General features: G+C 56.0%; 11 protein-coding genes, 2 tRNA genes and 1 pseudogene. 3 read left to right on the plus strand and 11 right to left on the minus strand.

All coding sequences use genetic code 11. The features are described 5' to 3' along the window. Positions 1-36 precede the first annotated feature (36 nt). From DB51_RS08245 to pgi, 6 genes are all read right to left on the minus strand, one after another. On the minus strand, positions 37-786 hold the full coding sequence (locus DB51_RS08245; RefSeq protein ID WP_034253170.1) for an HNH endonuclease family protein: 750 nt from the start codon (positions 784-786) through the stop codon (positions 37-39). Between the two features lie 270 nt (positions 787-1056). After that, entirely contained in the window at positions 1057-2169 is a 1113-nt protein-coding gene (locus DB51_RS08250; protein ID WP_034253172.1) for a LacI family DNA-binding transcriptional regulator, read from the minus strand. Between the two features lie 207 nt (positions 2170-2376). Further along, on the minus strand, positions 2377-3075 hold the full coding sequence (gene rnhB / locus DB51_RS08255; protein WP_238548364.1) for a ribonuclease HII: 699 nt from the start codon (positions 3073-3075) through the stop codon (positions 2377-2379). 12 nt (positions 3076-3087) lie between these two features. Further along, positions 3088-3708: a signal peptidase I gene (gene lepB, locus DB51_RS08260; protein ID WP_034254376.1), complete on the minus strand. Its 621-nt coding sequence runs from the start codon at positions 3706-3708 to the stop codon at positions 3088-3090. A 700-nt stretch (positions 3709-4408) separates the two neighbouring features. Then, positions 4409-4768, minus strand: a complete 360-nt coding sequence (gene rplS, locus DB51_RS08265; RefSeq protein ID WP_034253176.1) for a 50S ribosomal protein L19 — start codon at positions 4766-4768, stop codon at positions 4409-4411. Between the two features lie 417 nt (positions 4769-5185). Further along, positions 5186-6880 (minus strand): glucose-6-phosphate isomerase, encoded by a 1695-nt coding sequence (pgi, locus tag DB51_RS08270; RefSeq protein WP_034253178.1) that lies wholly within the window; start codon positions 6878-6880, stop codon positions 5186-5188. A gap of 312 nt (positions 6881-7192) precedes the next feature. On the opposite strand from pgi, the gene DB51_RS08275 reads away from it, so the two are divergent. After that, positions 7193-9142, plus strand: coding sequence for a DUF6541 family protein (locus DB51_RS08275; RefSeq protein ID WP_034253179.1), 1950 nt, complete (start codon positions 7193-7195; stop codon positions 9140-9142). 162 nt (positions 9143-9304) lie between these two features. Here the strand turns inward: DB51_RS08275 and DB51_RS08280 are convergent, their stop codons facing one another. After that, positions 9305-10429 (minus strand): mannose-1-phosphate guanylyltransferase, encoded by a 1125-nt coding sequence (locus DB51_RS08280; RefSeq protein WP_034253180.1) that lies wholly within the window; start codon positions 10427-10429, stop codon positions 9305-9307. A 187-nt stretch (positions 10430-10616) separates the two neighbouring features. Between DB51_RS08280 and DB51_RS08285 the strand changes: the two genes are divergently transcribed. Further along, positions 10617-10689 (plus strand) — tRNA-Thr (locus tag DB51_RS08285). A gap of 103 nt (positions 10690-10792) precedes the next feature. On the opposite strand, the gene DB51_RS08290 is transcribed toward DB51_RS08285, so the two are convergent. Together DB51_RS08290 and DB51_RS08295 are read right to left on the minus strand one after the other, a co-directional pair. Beyond that, positions 10793-12172 carry an FAD-dependent oxidoreductase gene (locus DB51_RS08290; RefSeq protein ID WP_034253181.1) on the minus strand — a complete coding sequence of 460 codons (1380 nt, stop codon included), beginning with the start codon at positions 12170-12172 and terminating at the stop codon, positions 10793-10795. Positions 12173-12331: 159 nt separating this feature from the next. Then, a complete protein-coding gene (locus DB51_RS08295; RefSeq protein ID WP_034253183.1) occupies positions 12332-12790 on the minus strand; it encodes a Fur family transcriptional regulator in 459 nt (152 codons plus the stop codon). 219 nt (positions 12791-13009) lie between these two features. Here DB51_RS08295 and DB51_RS08300 point away from each other — a divergent pair. After that, positions 13010-13091, plus strand: a tRNA-Leu gene (locus DB51_RS08300). 61 nt (positions 13092-13152) lie between these two features. On the opposite strand, the pseudogene DB51_RS10080 reads toward DB51_RS08300, so the two are convergent. Both DB51_RS10080 and DB51_RS08310 read right to left on the minus strand, forming a co-directional pair. Next, positions 13153-13314 (minus strand): annotated as a pseudogene (locus DB51_RS10080) (site-specific integrase); the annotation flags it as partial. A gap of 392 nt (positions 13315-13706) precedes the next feature. Beyond that, positions 13707-15434: an InlB B-repeat-containing protein gene (locus tag DB51_RS08310; protein ID WP_162174636.1), complete on the minus strand. Its 1728-nt coding sequence runs from the start codon at positions 15432-15434 to the stop codon at positions 13707-13709. Positions 15435-16276 lie beyond the last annotated feature (842 nt).

Consider the following 16276-nt stretch of genomic DNA (forward strand, 5'->3'; position numbering starts at 1 on the left):
ACATCATCGTCCAATGCAGGGCGCAACGGTCCTTCGCTACTGCTTCGGCACGGCCTGACCAGGGCAGGAGTGCAGCACGGCTATCATGGCTTTCTTCTCCACTGTCGTCACGCTCAAGGAGTACTTGGCCTTCACTCCTATCTGCCTTGACACATAGGCGCAGCGATAACCATGCTGTTCGGGCAGCCAATACGCGGCCGATGAGCTCCCCTTCTCCGAGTTCGCATCTCCGTCCACGGCCAGAAGGTTGTAAGGGTCATTGCCGAACTCGTAGCGTTTGGCGCTCGGCCAGGTATTCGCCCCGGCCCTCCAGGCGTTCTCCAATGCCACCACATGGTCGATCTGCACGTCCCTGCTGGTCTGCACACCACGGAGGAAATAGATGGTCTTGCCGGTATACGGGTCGTTCAGCACACCTGATTGCACCTGACAGGGTTTGCTGCTCGAAAATCTAATCTCCTTGAGATCCCTGCCGAGAATATCCTCACGAATATCACAGCCATCGCCGTCCGTGTCGGTGCTCCGATATCCGAACAGTTTGCGGTCATATCCCGTGCTCCGATAGTCGTCGTTCTTCACGGTCAGCGTCTCCAGGGTCTGCGCCGCGTCGCCTGTCGCGGTGTACCCGCCGGTGACCGTCTTGACATCATCGTTGAGCGCCGGAAGCAGCACCCCGATGGTGATGCCCACGATGACCGCGACAACCACCAAGACCAGCACACGCTCCATCGGCGAGCTTGCGCGGAAGCGAAGCGACGTCTTCCTTGGACCTCTCCGTACTCCCATGTTCGTACCCGCCTCAGGCGTAGATGAAGGTCATCGGAACACGGCCCACTCGTGGATGCCGCGTCGGATGCAGCTCGACCCGGGGAATACTCGTCCCATCAGCCAGAACGGTCTTCGACACGGATGTCATCGCACTCTCCTCGCACTCGACTCAATCTCAAAGCACCACTGTATCGCCATCACTGTAATCTCACACATCTTACGAATCCACACCACCCGTTTGCTCGGTATCACAGCCCCACGAAGGCTCGAATATGAACGCCGCCGTTCTCAGCGCCTTGGCGTCTGCCCCAATGAATTGCGCTGCACGAAGGTCGCCGGAATCAGATCCACGCCATGATGGCTGCGCGGTGCGGGAGGACGTATGATCACCCCAAGCAAGGCCAGGGCCTCTTGCACTGCGGCTCTGCCGAGTTGGGTGAGATGCGGCCTCACGGTGCACAGAGGAGGATACAGACTGTCCGCCGCCGGAATATCATCGAAGCCCACCAGACTGACGTCCTTCGGAATACGAATGCTGTGCTCGTGCAAAGCCCTGGCGACACCAATCGCCTGGTTGTCGTTTCCGGTGACGATGACGGTCGGCAGATTCCCTCCCCGCTCGCCATACGCTTCCAGATAATGATTGATACGAGCGTAGGCCTCCATAGGACTCCAGGTCTGAGCCCTGATGGTTCTCGAATCAATGGAGTATTCGGCGCTGCAGCGTTCCCAGGCCAGCAATCGCGTGGCGGCATCACGCCACTGGGACGGGCCGGCGAGGTACCACGCGCTTCGGTGCCCCATCCCGTGCACCGCGACGGCGACCTCATGGATGGCTGACCACTGGTCGATGCCGACCACCGCGGCATTCCTGGCGGAAAGCCTGCGCAATGCGCTTTTCCCCGCCGCACCGATACCGTGGGTGGCGGTCACCACGACTCTTGGCGGAGAGATATTGACGGCACAGGCATATTCAAGCAGCAGCTCGGTGGATGCCAGAATAATGCAGGCCTCCACATTCTGCGATATCAGACACTCGCAGGCCTCATCAAAATCGCGTCGGGTCGCACCTGCCTCATCGATGAAAGTGACGCTGAGGAAAAATCCTCTCGCTCTCGCCGTAGCCTCAATAGCAGACAGCATGGTGATCGAGGCGGGGTCACGACCATTGCCCGCGATGAGACCGATAGTGCGGGAACGATGCGAGGCAAGTGCACGGGCCGAGCTGCTCGGACGATATCCCAGCTTGCGAATGGCCTCCTGAACCTTCCTGCGTGTGGCTGCGGCCACATCGGGAGAGTGGTTGATCACCCTTGAAACAGTCTGATGCGACACACCGGCACGTTTGGCCACTTCGAATATCGACGGCTTCTTGCCGTTGCCACCCGTCGTGCCGCTCATCGTCGCGCTCCCCCGTCATAGTCTGACAACCATCGAGCATACCCTCGCCCGTCAACCCCGGCGCACAACGCCTGCCGGCCTACTCAAAAACATAGGTCCTGCCGCGAACCCGGGAGTGAGGGTAGATGACCGGAGCGCCGCCGGAAAGACGTCCCGAATCGGATCAGCCGCCCTCCGCGGCGCACACGGTGCATCGCGGATAGCAGGTCAGCAGAGATGCCAGCTCACACGATGAAGGTCGCTCGGCCCTATGCGGGCTATCGTCTCACGGTGCGACGCCGAACCATAGCCCTTGTTGTTCTCCCAACCATATGGCGCATATGACGGCTGCTTCGCCAATGACATCATCACACGGTCCCTGGTGACTTTGGCGATTACGGATGCGGACGCCACGCTTGCACACTGCTGGTCGGCTTTGACCATGGTGACGACATCGATGGGATACATCAGATCCGGGGCATCGAAGGAATCCACGACCGCGGAGACGTAGTCAAAGGAGCCGTCGAGTATGGCGCACATCGACAGTTGCCCGTCCGCCTCGTCATTTGCTCTCAATGTCGACTCCAGTTTGGCGACCCCTCTCAACGCGGCCATTCCCAGGGCATGCATGATGCCGAATTCGTCTATTTCAGCGTTGCTCGCCTCTCCGACAGCCCAGGCGTCGCTCCACGCTTCCAACGCTTCGACTATGGATTCGCGCTTCTTGGGGCTCAGCAACTTCGAGTCCGCCACACCCGGCGTCACTGCGAGCTTGTCCAACCTTGTGGAGCGAACGCCCACGGCTCCGACCATCACAGGGCCGGCCAAGGCCCCCCTGCCCACTTCGTCCAAACCCACGATCAGGTCATAGTGCTGCGCGGCAAGCGCCTGTTCCATCGTCAACGTTGGTACTATGCGAGTCACAATCTCAGTTCGCCTTCACTCAGTGTGCGTCTGTTCGTCAGGAACGGACGCGAATACCTCATGGTGGGCGCTCATGGTGGAAATGTTCTTGATCGGCCAATAGATCGCCAGTCCTACACCCACCACATCCTTCGTCGGAACCAGGCCGCTCTCTCCGTCGTCCTGGTGGTACCGCGAATCGGAGGAATTTCCTCGGTTGTCTCCCAGGACGAACACATGGCCCGCACTGACTTTCACTTTGAAGGAGATGATGCTCGGATCGCTGCCCGGACGAATATACGAGCTCTCGTCAACAGCCACGCCGTTGATGGTGACCGGCGATCCGGGACCGTCGCATGCCACGGTGTCCCCAGGAAGACCGATGAGTCTTTTGATGAGATATTCGCTTTGACCGAGGGAGGTCTTCGTCTCGTTGTTCAGCCAATGCGCGGGGTCTTTGAATACGATGACATCCCCCCTCTGCAATTTGGCTATCCCCGGAATCAGCTGTGTGGTGACCACGCGGTCGCCCTCATGTATCGTGTCGAGCATCGAGCCCGAAGGAATCACGTAGAAGCCGAACAGGAAGGTTCTGACTACAAGAACGATGAGAATAGGTATGCCGCACCAGATCAACACTTCGCTCCAGCTCAGCATCGAATTCGGATTGCGCTTGCGCCCGGACCGACGGGAATCCTCCTCGGGTTTGGGCTGAGGATTCACACCATAATCGGCGACGCTGAAAATACGGGCATCGTTGTCGTTAACCGTCGCCGTCGAATCCGAGCCGTACCGTCCTGTGTTGTTCACCGGGGTGCCATATTCCCCCGCACCGTTCGCCCATGCACTGTTCTCATCAGTGTGGCTCTCCCCAGTGCTGTTCTCCCCAGTGCTGATCTCACCAGTGCCATCAGAACGCATGCTCTCTCCTTTGCCTTGCCCGGACTATGCACCGGCAATCTGACGATCCGTCCTTCGACGGTACACCAACTGCGATATTCCACACTCATTCGGTATGGCATTTCTACTAAGCCTTACGGCAATTGTTTTTCAGCCATTGCCTTTCATCAATTGCATTTCAGCCATTGAAGTGTTCAATACCGCTATACCGCAGTCCAGACGGAAAGCGGCATCCAACGTTCCTACCAGGCCTGGCAACTCGTCGCTACTGTGTACGACTGTGCGCCGGGCCCAGAATCAATCGTCGAACGATACCGGCATCTCGCGCGCCAAGGGTTACGGCACATAAGGGTAGCAGAAGACGAGCGGATGACGGAGCGGATACAGTATGACCCGGAGGCCTTGGAAAAGCTTCCGGGTCATACTCAACGACGCAGTAGTCACACCATCATCTGCATCAGGCCTTGTTGTCGCGACGCTCGGCGATACGTGCTGCCTTACCGCGAAGATCACGCAAGTAGTACAGCTTGGCGCGGCGTACACGACCCTTGCGGACCAACTTGATGGAGTCGATCTGTGGGGAATGCAGCGGGAACCGACGCTCGATGCCGACGCCGAAGCTCACCTTGCGGACGACGAAGGTCTCGCGAAGACCTGCGCCCGAACGGGCGATGACCACGCCGGTGAAGGCCTGGATACGGGTGTTGTTGCCTTCCTTGATGTTCACGTTGACTTCAACGGTGTCACCAGGACGGAAATCGGGAATCGACTCCGCGGGCTTCAACTGCTTCGCTTCAAAATTCTGAATAGCACTCATGCTGTTCCTCCATAACCGCCGCATACCGGCATGTGTAAGCGGGCGAACCGTATGTGACGGCCACACCCAACATCTGTTCCCTCCGGTTTGCCATCGGGAGCCTACCGATCCGCCTGTATCGGGAACATCGAAGCCCCGGCAGGCTGGACACTGGGAATGAGCATCTATGCGGCGACGCACATTCCGGCACAGCAACGCACAAGTCTACTCCACAATCCCCAAAAAGAACACCATTATGCGGTATTCGTCGGCCAACCCCATTCCTTCCTTGAGAAATCTCGCCATCGCAAGCATGAAGAAGCCCGGAGCAGAGTATCCGCATATGCGCAAACTGCTTCACAAGGACGGTATTGGGTCACAATCTCCCGCAAATACCGCCCTTGTGAAGCAGTTATCTCCTAATGCCCATGCACAGATCTACAGGCGATGAGCCCTGTAGAAGTTGATCAGTCCCTGGGTGGACTGATCCTGCTGAGCCAGAGCCGCGTCATCCTGAGAGATGGCCGGGGTGATCTGCTTGGCAAGCACCTTGCCCAGCTCCACCCCCCACTGATCGTATGAATCCAGGCCCCAGACGGTGCCTTCGACGAAGGTGATGTGCTCGTAGAGAGCAATCAGCTCACCGAGGGCGAATGGCGTCAAGGCCTCACCGAGAATCGACGTGGTGGGGCGGTTGCCGGTGAATACACGGGCCGGAACGATAGCTTCGGCGGTGCCTTCCGCACGAACCTCGTCAGCGGTCTTGCCGAATGCCAAGGCCTTGGTCTGCGCGAAATAGTTGGCGAGGAAGAGCTCATGCACATCCTGATCGCCATCCTTGACGGGATTCGGGGTGTTCGCGAATGCGATGAAATCCGCCGGAATCAGGCGAGTGCCCTGATGGATGAGCTGGTAGAAGGCATGCTGGCCGTTGGTTCCGGGCTCTCCCCAGAAAATCTCACCGGTCTGCGTCGTGACGGGAGTACCGTCCCAGCGAACGGACTTGCCGTTCGATTCCATCGTCAGCTGCTGCAGGTATGCCGCAAAACGATGCAGATACTGGTCGTACGGCAGCACTGCGTGGGAATGCGCACCGAAGAAGTTGACATACCAGACGTTCATCAGACCCATCAGTGCAACGACGTTCTTCTCGAAAGGCGTGTTGGCGAAGTACTCGTCGATTTCATGGAATCCGTGCAGGAACTCTTCGAAACGTGCGGGTCCGAAAACGATGACCAGAGATGTGCCCACCGCGGACTCGACCGAATAGCGGCCGCCGACCCAGTTCCAGAAGCCGAAGGCGTTCTGGGGATCGATGCCGAAGGCCTCGACCTTGTCCAAAGCGGTGGAGACGGCGATGAAGTGCTTCTTGATTGCTTCCGCGCTCTTCTCGTCGGATTCGTCGATCGCGTGCTGCGCGCGCAGCTCTTCGAGCAGCCATGCCTTGGCCTCGCGTGCGTTGGTCAGGGTCTCCAGAGTCGTGAAGGTCTTGGAAACGATGATGAACAGTGTGGTCTCAGGGTCGAGTCCCTTGGTCTTCTCGGCCAGGTCGTTGGGGTCGATGTTGGAGATGTACCGTGCGCTGATTCCGGCATCCGCATACGGCTTCAATGCTTCATACGCCATAACCGGGCCCAAATCGGAACCACCGATACCGATGTTGACGACGGTCTCGATCTTCTTGCCGGTGACGCCGGTCCACTCGCCGGAGCGGACCTTGTCGGCGAACGCATAGATACGGTCCAGGGTCTCGCGGACATCCTTGACGACATCCTGACCGTCGACGATGTACTTGCCTTCATCCTCGACCGGACGACGCAGTGCGGTATGCAGCACGGCGCGATCCTCGGTGTTGTTGATGTGGACGCCGCTGTACATCTGCTTGATACGCTCATCAAGCTTCACGTCCTTGGCAAGCTGAGCGAAGAGGTCAAGCGTCTCTGGCTTGATGAGGTTCTTCGACAGATCAAAATGCAGGTCTCCCGCCTCGAAGGTGAGTTTGTTCGTACGGTCTGCATCCTGCGCGAACCACGCACGCAGATCTATGCCTTCGCTCTGCAGATCATTGAAATGCTGCTGCAACGCACTCCACGCAGGGGTCTTCGTCGCATCAATAGGAGGGTTGATGGCCATTTGCGGTCCTTTCGTCACTACATGTGTAAAACGGTGCGAACCCCATAGTTGCGTCAGGACCCGCGTCGTCCAATACCAAGTATCAAGTTACTCACAAAAGAGGACAGATGTACACAATTCCTGCCAGCCGCGAATCCAACAGCGAAACCAGACCTTCACGACCTGATGCGGCCTTCACTGGCGACGATAGATTGGATATCAGGTCTCGTCCAGTATCCACAGCACGCACATGAAATATGCAATATGCTTTTTCCTATGACCTGAACCGGAGACTACATAACAGCACTGAAGCAGGGGACGAAAGAGAAGGTAATGACACAGCCAGTAGCCACCACCCTCGGGACAGAGCACACGCAGAATAAACAGACCATCGAAATCGGTTCGCATTCCAGGGGATTTCACCTCTACAACACGCTCTTCGGCGCGGCCGGGCTTATTCTGGCATTGTGCATAGTCATCACGTGGTTTCCTCAAAACATCTGGCATTTGCCGATTGAGAGCAGTGATTCCGCCGCCCACTACTACTTCATACACAAACTCGGTTCAGAAGGCTGGAAAAGCGTAACGAGCCTGTGGCCCAATGGAGACTTCTATCCTCCTCTATTCCACATATTCGCTTATACGTTACAACAATTATGCGCAGTATTCGGCTTGTCCCTCTCTGTGTTCGCCTCATTCAATATTGTCTGGATACTCACTTCCGGATTCATATTTCCACTGGGTATGTTGATGTGGTGCAACTACTTCATGAGAAATCTGCGATCTGCCGCACTACACCGTAATCCTCTGACATGGTTCTACCGGTTGCTGCTGCTGACGATTCCGGTTCTCTCCGTTTCCTCTGCGAGCCATCCTTTCGGAATGCTCACCAATGGACCACTAATTGCTTTCGGGCTAGGAACTTCCCTGCTCCCACTAGGTCTGTACTTCACCTTAAGACTCTTCGATGCACTAAGCGCACGGACACCTTCGTTCATTAACACCGGTGCGCGTCTAATCGAGTTGCTTGCCGTCGGTTGCCTGCTACTGCTTTCTCATCCCCGCATCGCATTCAGCTTTGCTCTGCTGATAGCGACTTTTATGGTGTTCCGACTCCCTAGAAAAATTGCCATCATAGGCGTAGGCACCATTTTGGCTGGCGCATCCGCTTATATCGCGTTGGTGCTGTTGACCGAAACCTCCAGTCGCCTCGGCGATCCGGCTTCTTGGTTTCACAGTCACCGCCCAAGCAAAACCCTCTGGCAGGCTATCTGGACCATTCTCTCCGATGCGATGGATACACCAGCGAGTATTTGCTTCGCGTTATTATTCGTCGTGTGCGCGATCAGCGCACTTATGCTGTCAGCCTCAGGCAAAGATAAGGCAAACAACATCGCATTGCTCATGAATGTGACTTTTCTCAGCATGGTTTACGTCGCCACAGTAGTCGCTACGGGAGCCTGGGCGAATCTGATTTCCGCGCCTTGGTACCGTGATGAGAACCGTATAATCGCAATGCTTCCGTTGGTCACGGTTCCTGTGATAGCTGCCGGATTCGACGCGATGACGGCTGCTATTGCAGCCCACGACCACCAGGCGCCGGATGCGTATAAACACGAAGGGAATGTCGTCCCAGATCATCACCCAACTCGGAACCTGAACAGCCAAGACGTGCGTGTCAGACCCGTGCCACACAGCGTGGCTCTTGTCGTCGTGAGTGCTATCTTGCTTGTCACGGTTTGCGGTGGGGCTCAGATAAACGCAGCCTCGCGCAATTCGCTGAGTTCACGTATCGATGAATCCGCCAATCTGAATAAAGCCGACCTGACAGAACAACTCACCAACGAAAAATACCAAGTTCTGCAGGATGTCGTCAGACAAACCGGCACTGAGTCGGCCATCGTATCGGATCCGATGAATGGCTCCATGTACGCCGGCACAATGTTCGGAGCAAATGTGCTATACCCGATTATGAACGCCAAAAGTACTCGAAATGGGGCCATATTCACTGAGGCTCAGCAATCTTTTGCATCAGGAGATCCCGAAAAGCTCATACGAACCTTCTGCTCCATCACACCTCAGCACCATGCATATTTCCTCACGCTTGGCCCTCAAGCGCAAAGCCTCCAGTCCTTCCCTTTCAGAGCGCAGTATGATGTTTTCCACGACCGACAGCTCATCAGTCACTATCTCGACACTGGTGCTCTACAATTGACAAAAAATTATGGAGATATCACTGGCGACAACCAGGATTCGATTCTCTATAAGGTCAATTGCTCCTGACTGGTATGCAACTGCGCTTCTTGTCAGCCGACATACGTTGTCATATTTTATCTGTCGATGTCACGAACGCACCGCCTAGACAACAACGCTTCAAGACGTGGGGTTTCCCTGAATCACGCCAATAATCGCCTACTGGGCAGTACCTGACCAGTAGGCGATTTGTCAGAGGACGGCGTCGCGTCCGAGGCCGGACAGTTTCGTGACCATGTTCTTCACTTCCTGGCTGCGCGCACGAGGTGCGACCAGAAGGGCATCGGGCGTGTCGATAACCACCATGTCGTCAACACCCAGCAAAGCGACCGTTCGGCCCGCTTGGGCGGCGACGATGTCTCCGGCGCTGTCAAGAAAGACCACATCGTCCTGATTGCCGAGGATTTTGATGTTCTGCCGGTTGTAACTGGGCAGCAACGCGGCCAAAGAGTTGAAATCGCCGATATCGTCCCACCCGAAACCTCCGGGGACCACGGCGACGCCACCGTCGGCGGACAACGGTTCGGCTATCGCGTAATCGAAGGCGATTTTCTCCAGACCGTACCAATGCTGCCTGAGTGCCTGCTTCCTGCATTCCTCGCCCTGGTCCCATGCATCGGCAATCGCGGAGATCGCCGAAAAGAGATCAGGCTGATATTGCTTGAGGCTGTCGAGCAACACATCGGCTCGCATCACGAACATGCCGGCATTCCAACGGTATTCGCCCGTCTGCAGATAGGCTTGGGCGGTGGATGAATCCGGTTTCTCCACGAAGGACCGCACTATGCGGGCGCTTGGTGCATCCGGAATCTCACCGGCTAGGGAATGCCCCTGGTGGATATAGCCGAAGGCCGTGGAAGGCCGGGATGCGGCGATACCTATTGTGGTGATGTATCCGTGTCTGGCCGCCGCTGCAGCCTGTCTGACGCATTCGGCAAAGGCGTCGTTGTCTCGGATGACATGATCGGCCGCAAATGATCCCACGACAATCCGCGATCCGTGTCTACGCGCAAGAACCGCGGTCGCCAATGCGATGGCCGCCGTGGAATCACGCGCCACCGGCTCTGCGAAAATACCATCTTCCCGCAATGAGGGAAGCTGTTCACGTACCGAATCGACATGCGCCTCACCGGTGCTGACGACCACATGTTTCTCACTACAAACCCGCGCGAGACGCTCATAGGTGGACTGAATCAGAGTCTGCCCCGAACCCAGCAGATCGTACAGGAACTTGGGCCGGTTCCTGCGGCTCAAGGGCCAAAGTCTCGTGCCGACCCCTCCGGCCGGGATTATCGCGTAGAAATCATTGCTGCTCATGTTTCTATTCTCGCTCATAACTCGCCTCATACTGTGAATATCGGCTGGGAAACATGCCATACCTGTCTCACAACCAGTCTGCCGGAGGTGTGGGACGAGTCGCTACACCCCCAGATTCGACAAATCCCCAGTTTCCGCTACAATCTAGAGATTGTGCTCGCTTTCATCAGAAGGTGAAGCATTGATTGCCACTTTAGCTCAGTTGGTAGAGCGTCTCACTCGTAATGAGAAGGTCGACAGTTCGATTCTGTCAAGTGGCTCCGATACCGGTCTCATCCATGCGACCGCGATAATGACGAGGGCCACGGTGAATTCCCCGTGGCCCTCGTCATTATCTGACTATGGTTTGCGTGATGCCGTCACCTAGTCTTTCACTGCAGCCAGCTCTCGCACCGCCTGCTGAGCCGCTACGTTCATGATGTTCCACGGACGGTCGAATCCCGGCTGGAAGAAGAAATCGGCGTATGCCAGCTGGTCGACGGTCACATGCTGCTGAATCGCCAGGGAAATCGCGTTGATGTTCGCGGTCGTATCCTGTGTCGACATAATCTGTGCACCCAGAATACGTCCATCCTCCGGCGCGAAGGTCAGCTTGAACAGCACTTCGGCATTCCCTGCCGCGTCGGGCACGAAAGGCGGACGATAGGTGTCCTTGACAAGAACCGACTTGGTTTCGATTCCATATGTGCCGGCGGTGCTGTCCTTGATGCCCGTGGAAGCGAATTTGTAGTCGAAGACGGAAAGTGCCGACGATCCGGATACTGCAGGGAAGGCGATAAGCTCACCGAGCGCATTACGCGCCGCAATCCTTCCCTGACGACGCGAGTTCGTCGCTAGGGCGATGTGGGCATACCCGCCGGTGGGTGCGAATTTCACCAGCGTGGCATCACCGACCGCGTAGATGTCCGGAGCGCTTGTCGCCTGATAGTCATCGACTTCGATAAGCCCGTGCTCACCAAGCTTCACCACATCCTTCAACCATTCGGTATTGGCGCGCACGCCCGCTGATTCGATGACCAGATCGGCGTCAAAAGTGCCTTTATCGGTGACCACTTTGCTGATTGTGCCGTCTTGACCTTCGAAACGTTGCACCGAATGCCCTGTTGCCACGGTAAGACCGTGCTGTTCCAGGCTTGCGGTGAGGGGCTCGGTGAACTCGCTGTCAATGTACAGGGGCAATATGCGGTCCGCGAGGTCGATGACGGTCACATGCTTGCCTGCTTTGGCGAATACCTCAGCGGCCTCTATGCCGATATATCCCGCACCGATAACGACCACGTCGTTGATGTCCGGGTTGACGGTCGCAGCCTTCAGCTTGATGGCCCAATCACGCCCACGCATGGCGTAGATGTTCTTGAGGTCTCTGCCTTCGACGGGAATCTGAGCAGGAACCGCACCAGGGCTGAGGATCAGCTTGTCATAGGACTCATCGCGCTCCTCGCCCGTCTCATGGTTCACGACATGGACGCTATGGGCCTCGGCATCAATGGCCGTAATCTCCTGCTGCACAAAAACATGCACGCCTTTGGCGCTTTCTCCTTCAGGAGTGGCATAACGCACCGCATTGACGTCCTTGACGACACCCTCCAGATACAGCTGCATGCCGCAGGATAGGAAGGAGAGGAAACTTCCCTTCTCATACCATTGGATTTCGGTTTCTGGAGCATCCAGCAGAATCTGCTGAACCGCCTCATACCCTCCGTGTGACGAGCCTACGACGATGACCTTGTGCACTTCACTCATATTGTTGTCCTATTCGTTGTGTGGATATTATCTGTTTCGATGTTGCCCATAACAGTTCATTGTGTGGATGCTGACTGTGGATGGTGACTGTGCAGGCTGCCGATGAATCACGACAGTCGATGCGGCACCTGCACCTTGCTCCGGAACTCCCACGAGACCTCAGGGGTGTGCGGATTCCCGCGCCACCTGTTCGGCACATGAGGAACACAGCCCGCGGAATACTATCTGCGCCTCCAGTATCCGCATGCCGTGAGTGTCCGACGGGGTCAGACACGGAGCCTCGCCTATCACGCAATCGACATCCTCGATGCGACCGCACACCACGCACTGCACATGGTGGTGGTTGTCTCCGACCCTCGTCTCCCAACGGATGCTGCTTGAATCCGGAAGGCTGACGCGTCGCACCACACCGGAGGCCTCAAGCTGCTGCAGCATCGCGTATGCGCCCTGCACTGTGAGAGCTGCGGAATCCTGATGCGCCACGTACTCCGCTATTTCCGCCGCGGTGCTGTGAGGATGCGCATCGAGCGTAGTCAGGACGGCGAGGCGCTGCGATGTCACGCGAATATGCGAGGAGCGCAGGCGTTCCTCCCAGCCAGGTACGGTATCAATACTCATACTTATAAGACTAATTCAAACATTTGAATTAATCAAATCTATAGATAGACAAGTTTTTCACTACCGTGCGATGCACGCTCTCGGAACGCCATCAGGTCACGCTCGGACTTGCTCTCGTCGATACAACACGAGCGAATGTGGTGCTATACCAAAACACCAAGTACTATGGGCACACTGTGGATGCCCTGCCGCAATCGGCGAGCGTGCACGGCAAGCATCGCGCGAGTGGCGTAATTGGTAGCCGCGCAGGATTTAGGTTCCTGTTCCTTCGGGAGTGTGGGTTCAAGTCCCATCTCGCGCACACAACTCAGCCTTGATATTACAGCGGTTCTAAGTGTTCGAATGATTCGAACAGGCACAAATCAGGCACACTTCAAATCAGGAATGCGGTCGCTGATACCCTGAGCAACGCCGTCCAGGTCACTATCGAACAGGTCCGCATACGTATCCGAGGTCATGGCCGCGCTCTTGTGCCCAAGCATCCTCTGCAATGCCTTGACATTCGCACCGGCACTGACGGCAATGCGCCGGCTGCCGCTTGCCGTCGGTCATATGGGACATCAAGCCACAGGCCGGATTCTGCATGTATGCGAGGCTCGCACCAGGCTTATTGATTCAGCCGGAATGGGGCACCAAACTTGGAGTGGTCCAACAGAAGAGGGCAAAAGCCAGGTTCCGGAACGGGAGCATGCAGAATCGTGTGTCTTGAGTCGGTGTCCTTCGCTTCTGTGGTTGCCCCGCCATGTCAGGGAAGGATCTTCTACAATCCACAACACCATCATCGATACGGATCATTCACGATGACGTACGACCAGCTAAAGCGACCACCGCACCGCAATGAACGACCTATTCGATGCCCAATGTCTTCCAACAGGGGCGCCGACAGTGATGTCCACGGCGGTGCAGTGCTCTGAAATCACCTGCTGCGGTGTTTCTTCTTTAGCCCAAGCAGCAGGGCGGCTCCCGAGAGGAGCACACAGCACATGAGCACCAACGGCACGGAGCTCTGCCCCGTTTCGGGCAGCGTGTCGCGCACCCATTGAGCATAGAGCACCATGTCTTTATCGGGCAGCACATCGGTGGCGAAATTCCAATATTTCCGCGCTCCTTCCTGATGCCGTTCTTCGCTCCATCCAACAAACCGATAGCCGGTGCGCACAGGCTGCCGAGATGGTTCTTGTACACTGCCACCCGCCGGAACCCGTTGCGTAACCGGAGCTTCGCCGCTCCCGCCATTCAAGTCGAATGCGACACTATGGATGTTGACCGCTCTCCATTGCGCGAAGAGGGTGAAATCCTTATTGCGAGGAGAGTTTGCGGAGAAATCCCACTGGGTTCCTGATCCGTCCGGCGCCGTGTTCCATCCGACGAAACTGTATCCGCTGCGTGAAGGCTTGGTTGGCTCCTCGAGCGTATCCGTCGAAACAAGGTGCTTTGCCGCAGGTGGAGCCCCACCACCCCCGTTGAGATCAAAGGAGACGGTGGTATAAAAATTGTTGTTGTTCTGGAAGAAGGCGGTTCCCAGGTCCTTGTCTTGGGTGGCGAGACCGAAAAGCATAGTCGAATAATCAATTGCCTGTACGGAATCGGGCTGCCATTCAGGTTGGGACAAGCTGTACCGCCAAAGAATCTTTGTTGATTGATCTGACTGCAAGCTGTAGACACCCTTATTTCGTGAGTATAGATCCAATAGATCTTGCTTGCCGCTGGGATTGATTGGAAGGAAGCCCGAAATGATCTGAGGGGAGATTATTCTAAACTCGTTGTTATTGATCGAGTCGGCATGATATCCGACAGGTGCTGGTGCCGCACCGGCACCGTTCCCCCATTCATAGGTGTCGGCGCCCTCCTCCTCGCTCCAGAGCTTGTCGGCTTTATAGGCATTGGCCATATAGCTACGGTAACCATCTGATTTGGAGAACATGTTCACCATATAATATGGGAACAGGACCGTGAACGAGGACAGGTAATGGTCGGAGTTGTCGGTCAGCAGGTCGATGTCCTTGTATTTCGCGGTGAGTAGATTATCCGTGTCAGCAAACTTGTTGTTCCACAGTTGGACCGCCTTGCTCTGTGGGTTGTCAATGTTCTGATTGTATGCGAGCCAAGCCACGACGATATACTCGTTGTATGGCAGCGTTATAGCTTTGGCGTCGCCGGTACCGTCGGCGTTCATGACCATGTAGATTCCACCAGTGTCGGGGTCAGCTATAGCTGCACCAAAATCTATAGAGTGGTAAAGCTTCGAAACCATGGCGTTGAGTTCGGGGTCATTGAAGTATTTCGCCGCGAATAGTGAGCCGGTCACGAAAATCGCCGTATCGACGGTGCTGAACTCCGAATTCCACTCTCGTGCTCCGGTGTCCATATTGATGAAATGACGGTAATACCCGTTTGCGGTTCTCTCGGCGTTGAATCCTGACGTATTGCCAGTCATGGTGGATATTGTTTTTTTCACATTGGCAAGGGCATCTGGTTCCCAGCCCTTTTTTGCGGCGATGGCTTCCGAGAACAGACCTATACCCGATGCCGCTACGGAGGAAGGGTGATAAGGCGTCGCATTGGTGAGTAGAACACTGTCTCGATAAATGCCTTTGTCGTTTCTCAAATCCTTAAAAACCTGATAACTGTTGTTAAACAGCATGTCTAACGTTGTTGAGTCCGTGCTGTTCGCACTCGGGGCAACTTCATCTGCCTGAGCCGTATACGCGATGAGAAACGGAGGAAGTATGAACAGGAGAGACACAAGCACAACAAGCTTTCTGCATATTGTTTTCATTGAACAAACCTTCGTTGGTTGGATCATGCAAGTATGAACGTTATTTAGGCCAATAATGGTTCATTTCGCCGAGTGCCGCAATGTAAAACAATGTAAGAAAATACAAGCACGATATGTAATACAAAAGTTCTTTCATTGCGACGCATTTCCGGGGCCTTGACGATAACAGATGCGACCTCCCTACACACGAAAGCAGAGCATCGCATGACCCGCAAACACGGCGGAATGCCGGCATCCTCACCATGCCCGTCACCTCCGACCGTGGACTCGACCCTAAGACTCAAATCCACCCAGCGCAGACAGCGGAGAGCTGCTCTCGTCAGAAGCCTCGGTCAGCAATCCATGTTCTGGCCATTTGTCGCCCTGAGATCCAGGCGGCAGGATTCGAGCACCCGACAAGCCCGCATTTCGCTGTCTAGATAACGGAACACCCCTCCATCGCAACATCCGGCAGCATCCGATTTCAAGCCCAGCCCCATCACAGATCCTGCATTTTCCGATTGTTTACCCCACGTACACGTTGCATACCCCGACCGGCTACTGCTCGTCGGTAAAAACGACTGTGTTCCATGGAACATCTCCGTCTGACGAGTACAGGCACGCATCAGCCATCCGCCGAATCCACGTTGCCGCCGGTATGCGCGGAATACTCGCGCTTGCGGCTGAACACAGCATGCCATCTTGCAGCGGAAGCCGAAACAAGGGGA

Source organism: Bifidobacterium crudilactis, assembly GCF_000738005.1.
Taxonomy (GTDB): domain Bacteria; phylum Actinomycetota; class Actinomycetes; order Actinomycetales; family Bifidobacteriaceae; genus Bombiscardovia; species Bombiscardovia crudilactis.

Coding starts and splice junctions, on each gene's coding strand:
- DB51_RS08245 (WP_034253170.1), bottom strand. CDS start 786: ATGGGAGTACGGAGAGGTCCAAGGAAGACGTCGCTTCGCTTCCGCGCA.
- DB51_RS08250 (WP_034253172.1), bottom strand. CDS start 2,169: ATGAGCGGCACGACGGGTGGCAACGGCAAGAAGCCGTCGATATTCGAA.
- lepB (WP_034254376.1), bottom strand. CDS start 3,708: ATGCTGAGCTGGAGCGAAGTGTTGATCTGGTGCGGCATACCTATTCTC.
- rplS (WP_034253176.1), bottom strand. CDS start 4,768: ATGAGTGCTATTCAGAATTTTGAAGCGAAGCAGTTGAAGCCCGCGGAG.
- pgi (WP_034253178.1), bottom strand. CDS start 6,880: ATGGCCATCAACCCTCCTATTGATGCGACGAAGACCCCTGCGTGGAGT.
- DB51_RS08275 (WP_034253179.1), top strand. CDS start 7,193: ATGACACAGCCAGTAGCCACCACCCTCGGGACAGAGCACACGCAGAAT.
- DB51_RS08280 (WP_034253180.1), bottom strand. CDS start 10,429: ATGAGCAGCAATGATTTCTACGCGATAATCCCGGCCGGAGGGGTCGGC.
- DB51_RS08290 (WP_034253181.1), bottom strand. CDS start 12,172: ATGAGTGAAGTGCACAAGGTCATCGTCGTAGGCTCGTCACACGGAGGG.
- DB51_RS08295 (WP_034253183.1), bottom strand. CDS start 12,790: ATGAGTATTGATACCGTACCTGGCTGGGAGGAACGCCTGCGCTCCTCG.
- DB51_RS08310 (WP_162174636.1), bottom strand. CDS start 15,434: ATGCTGTTTAACAACAGTTATCAGGTTTTTAAGGATTTGAGAAACGAC.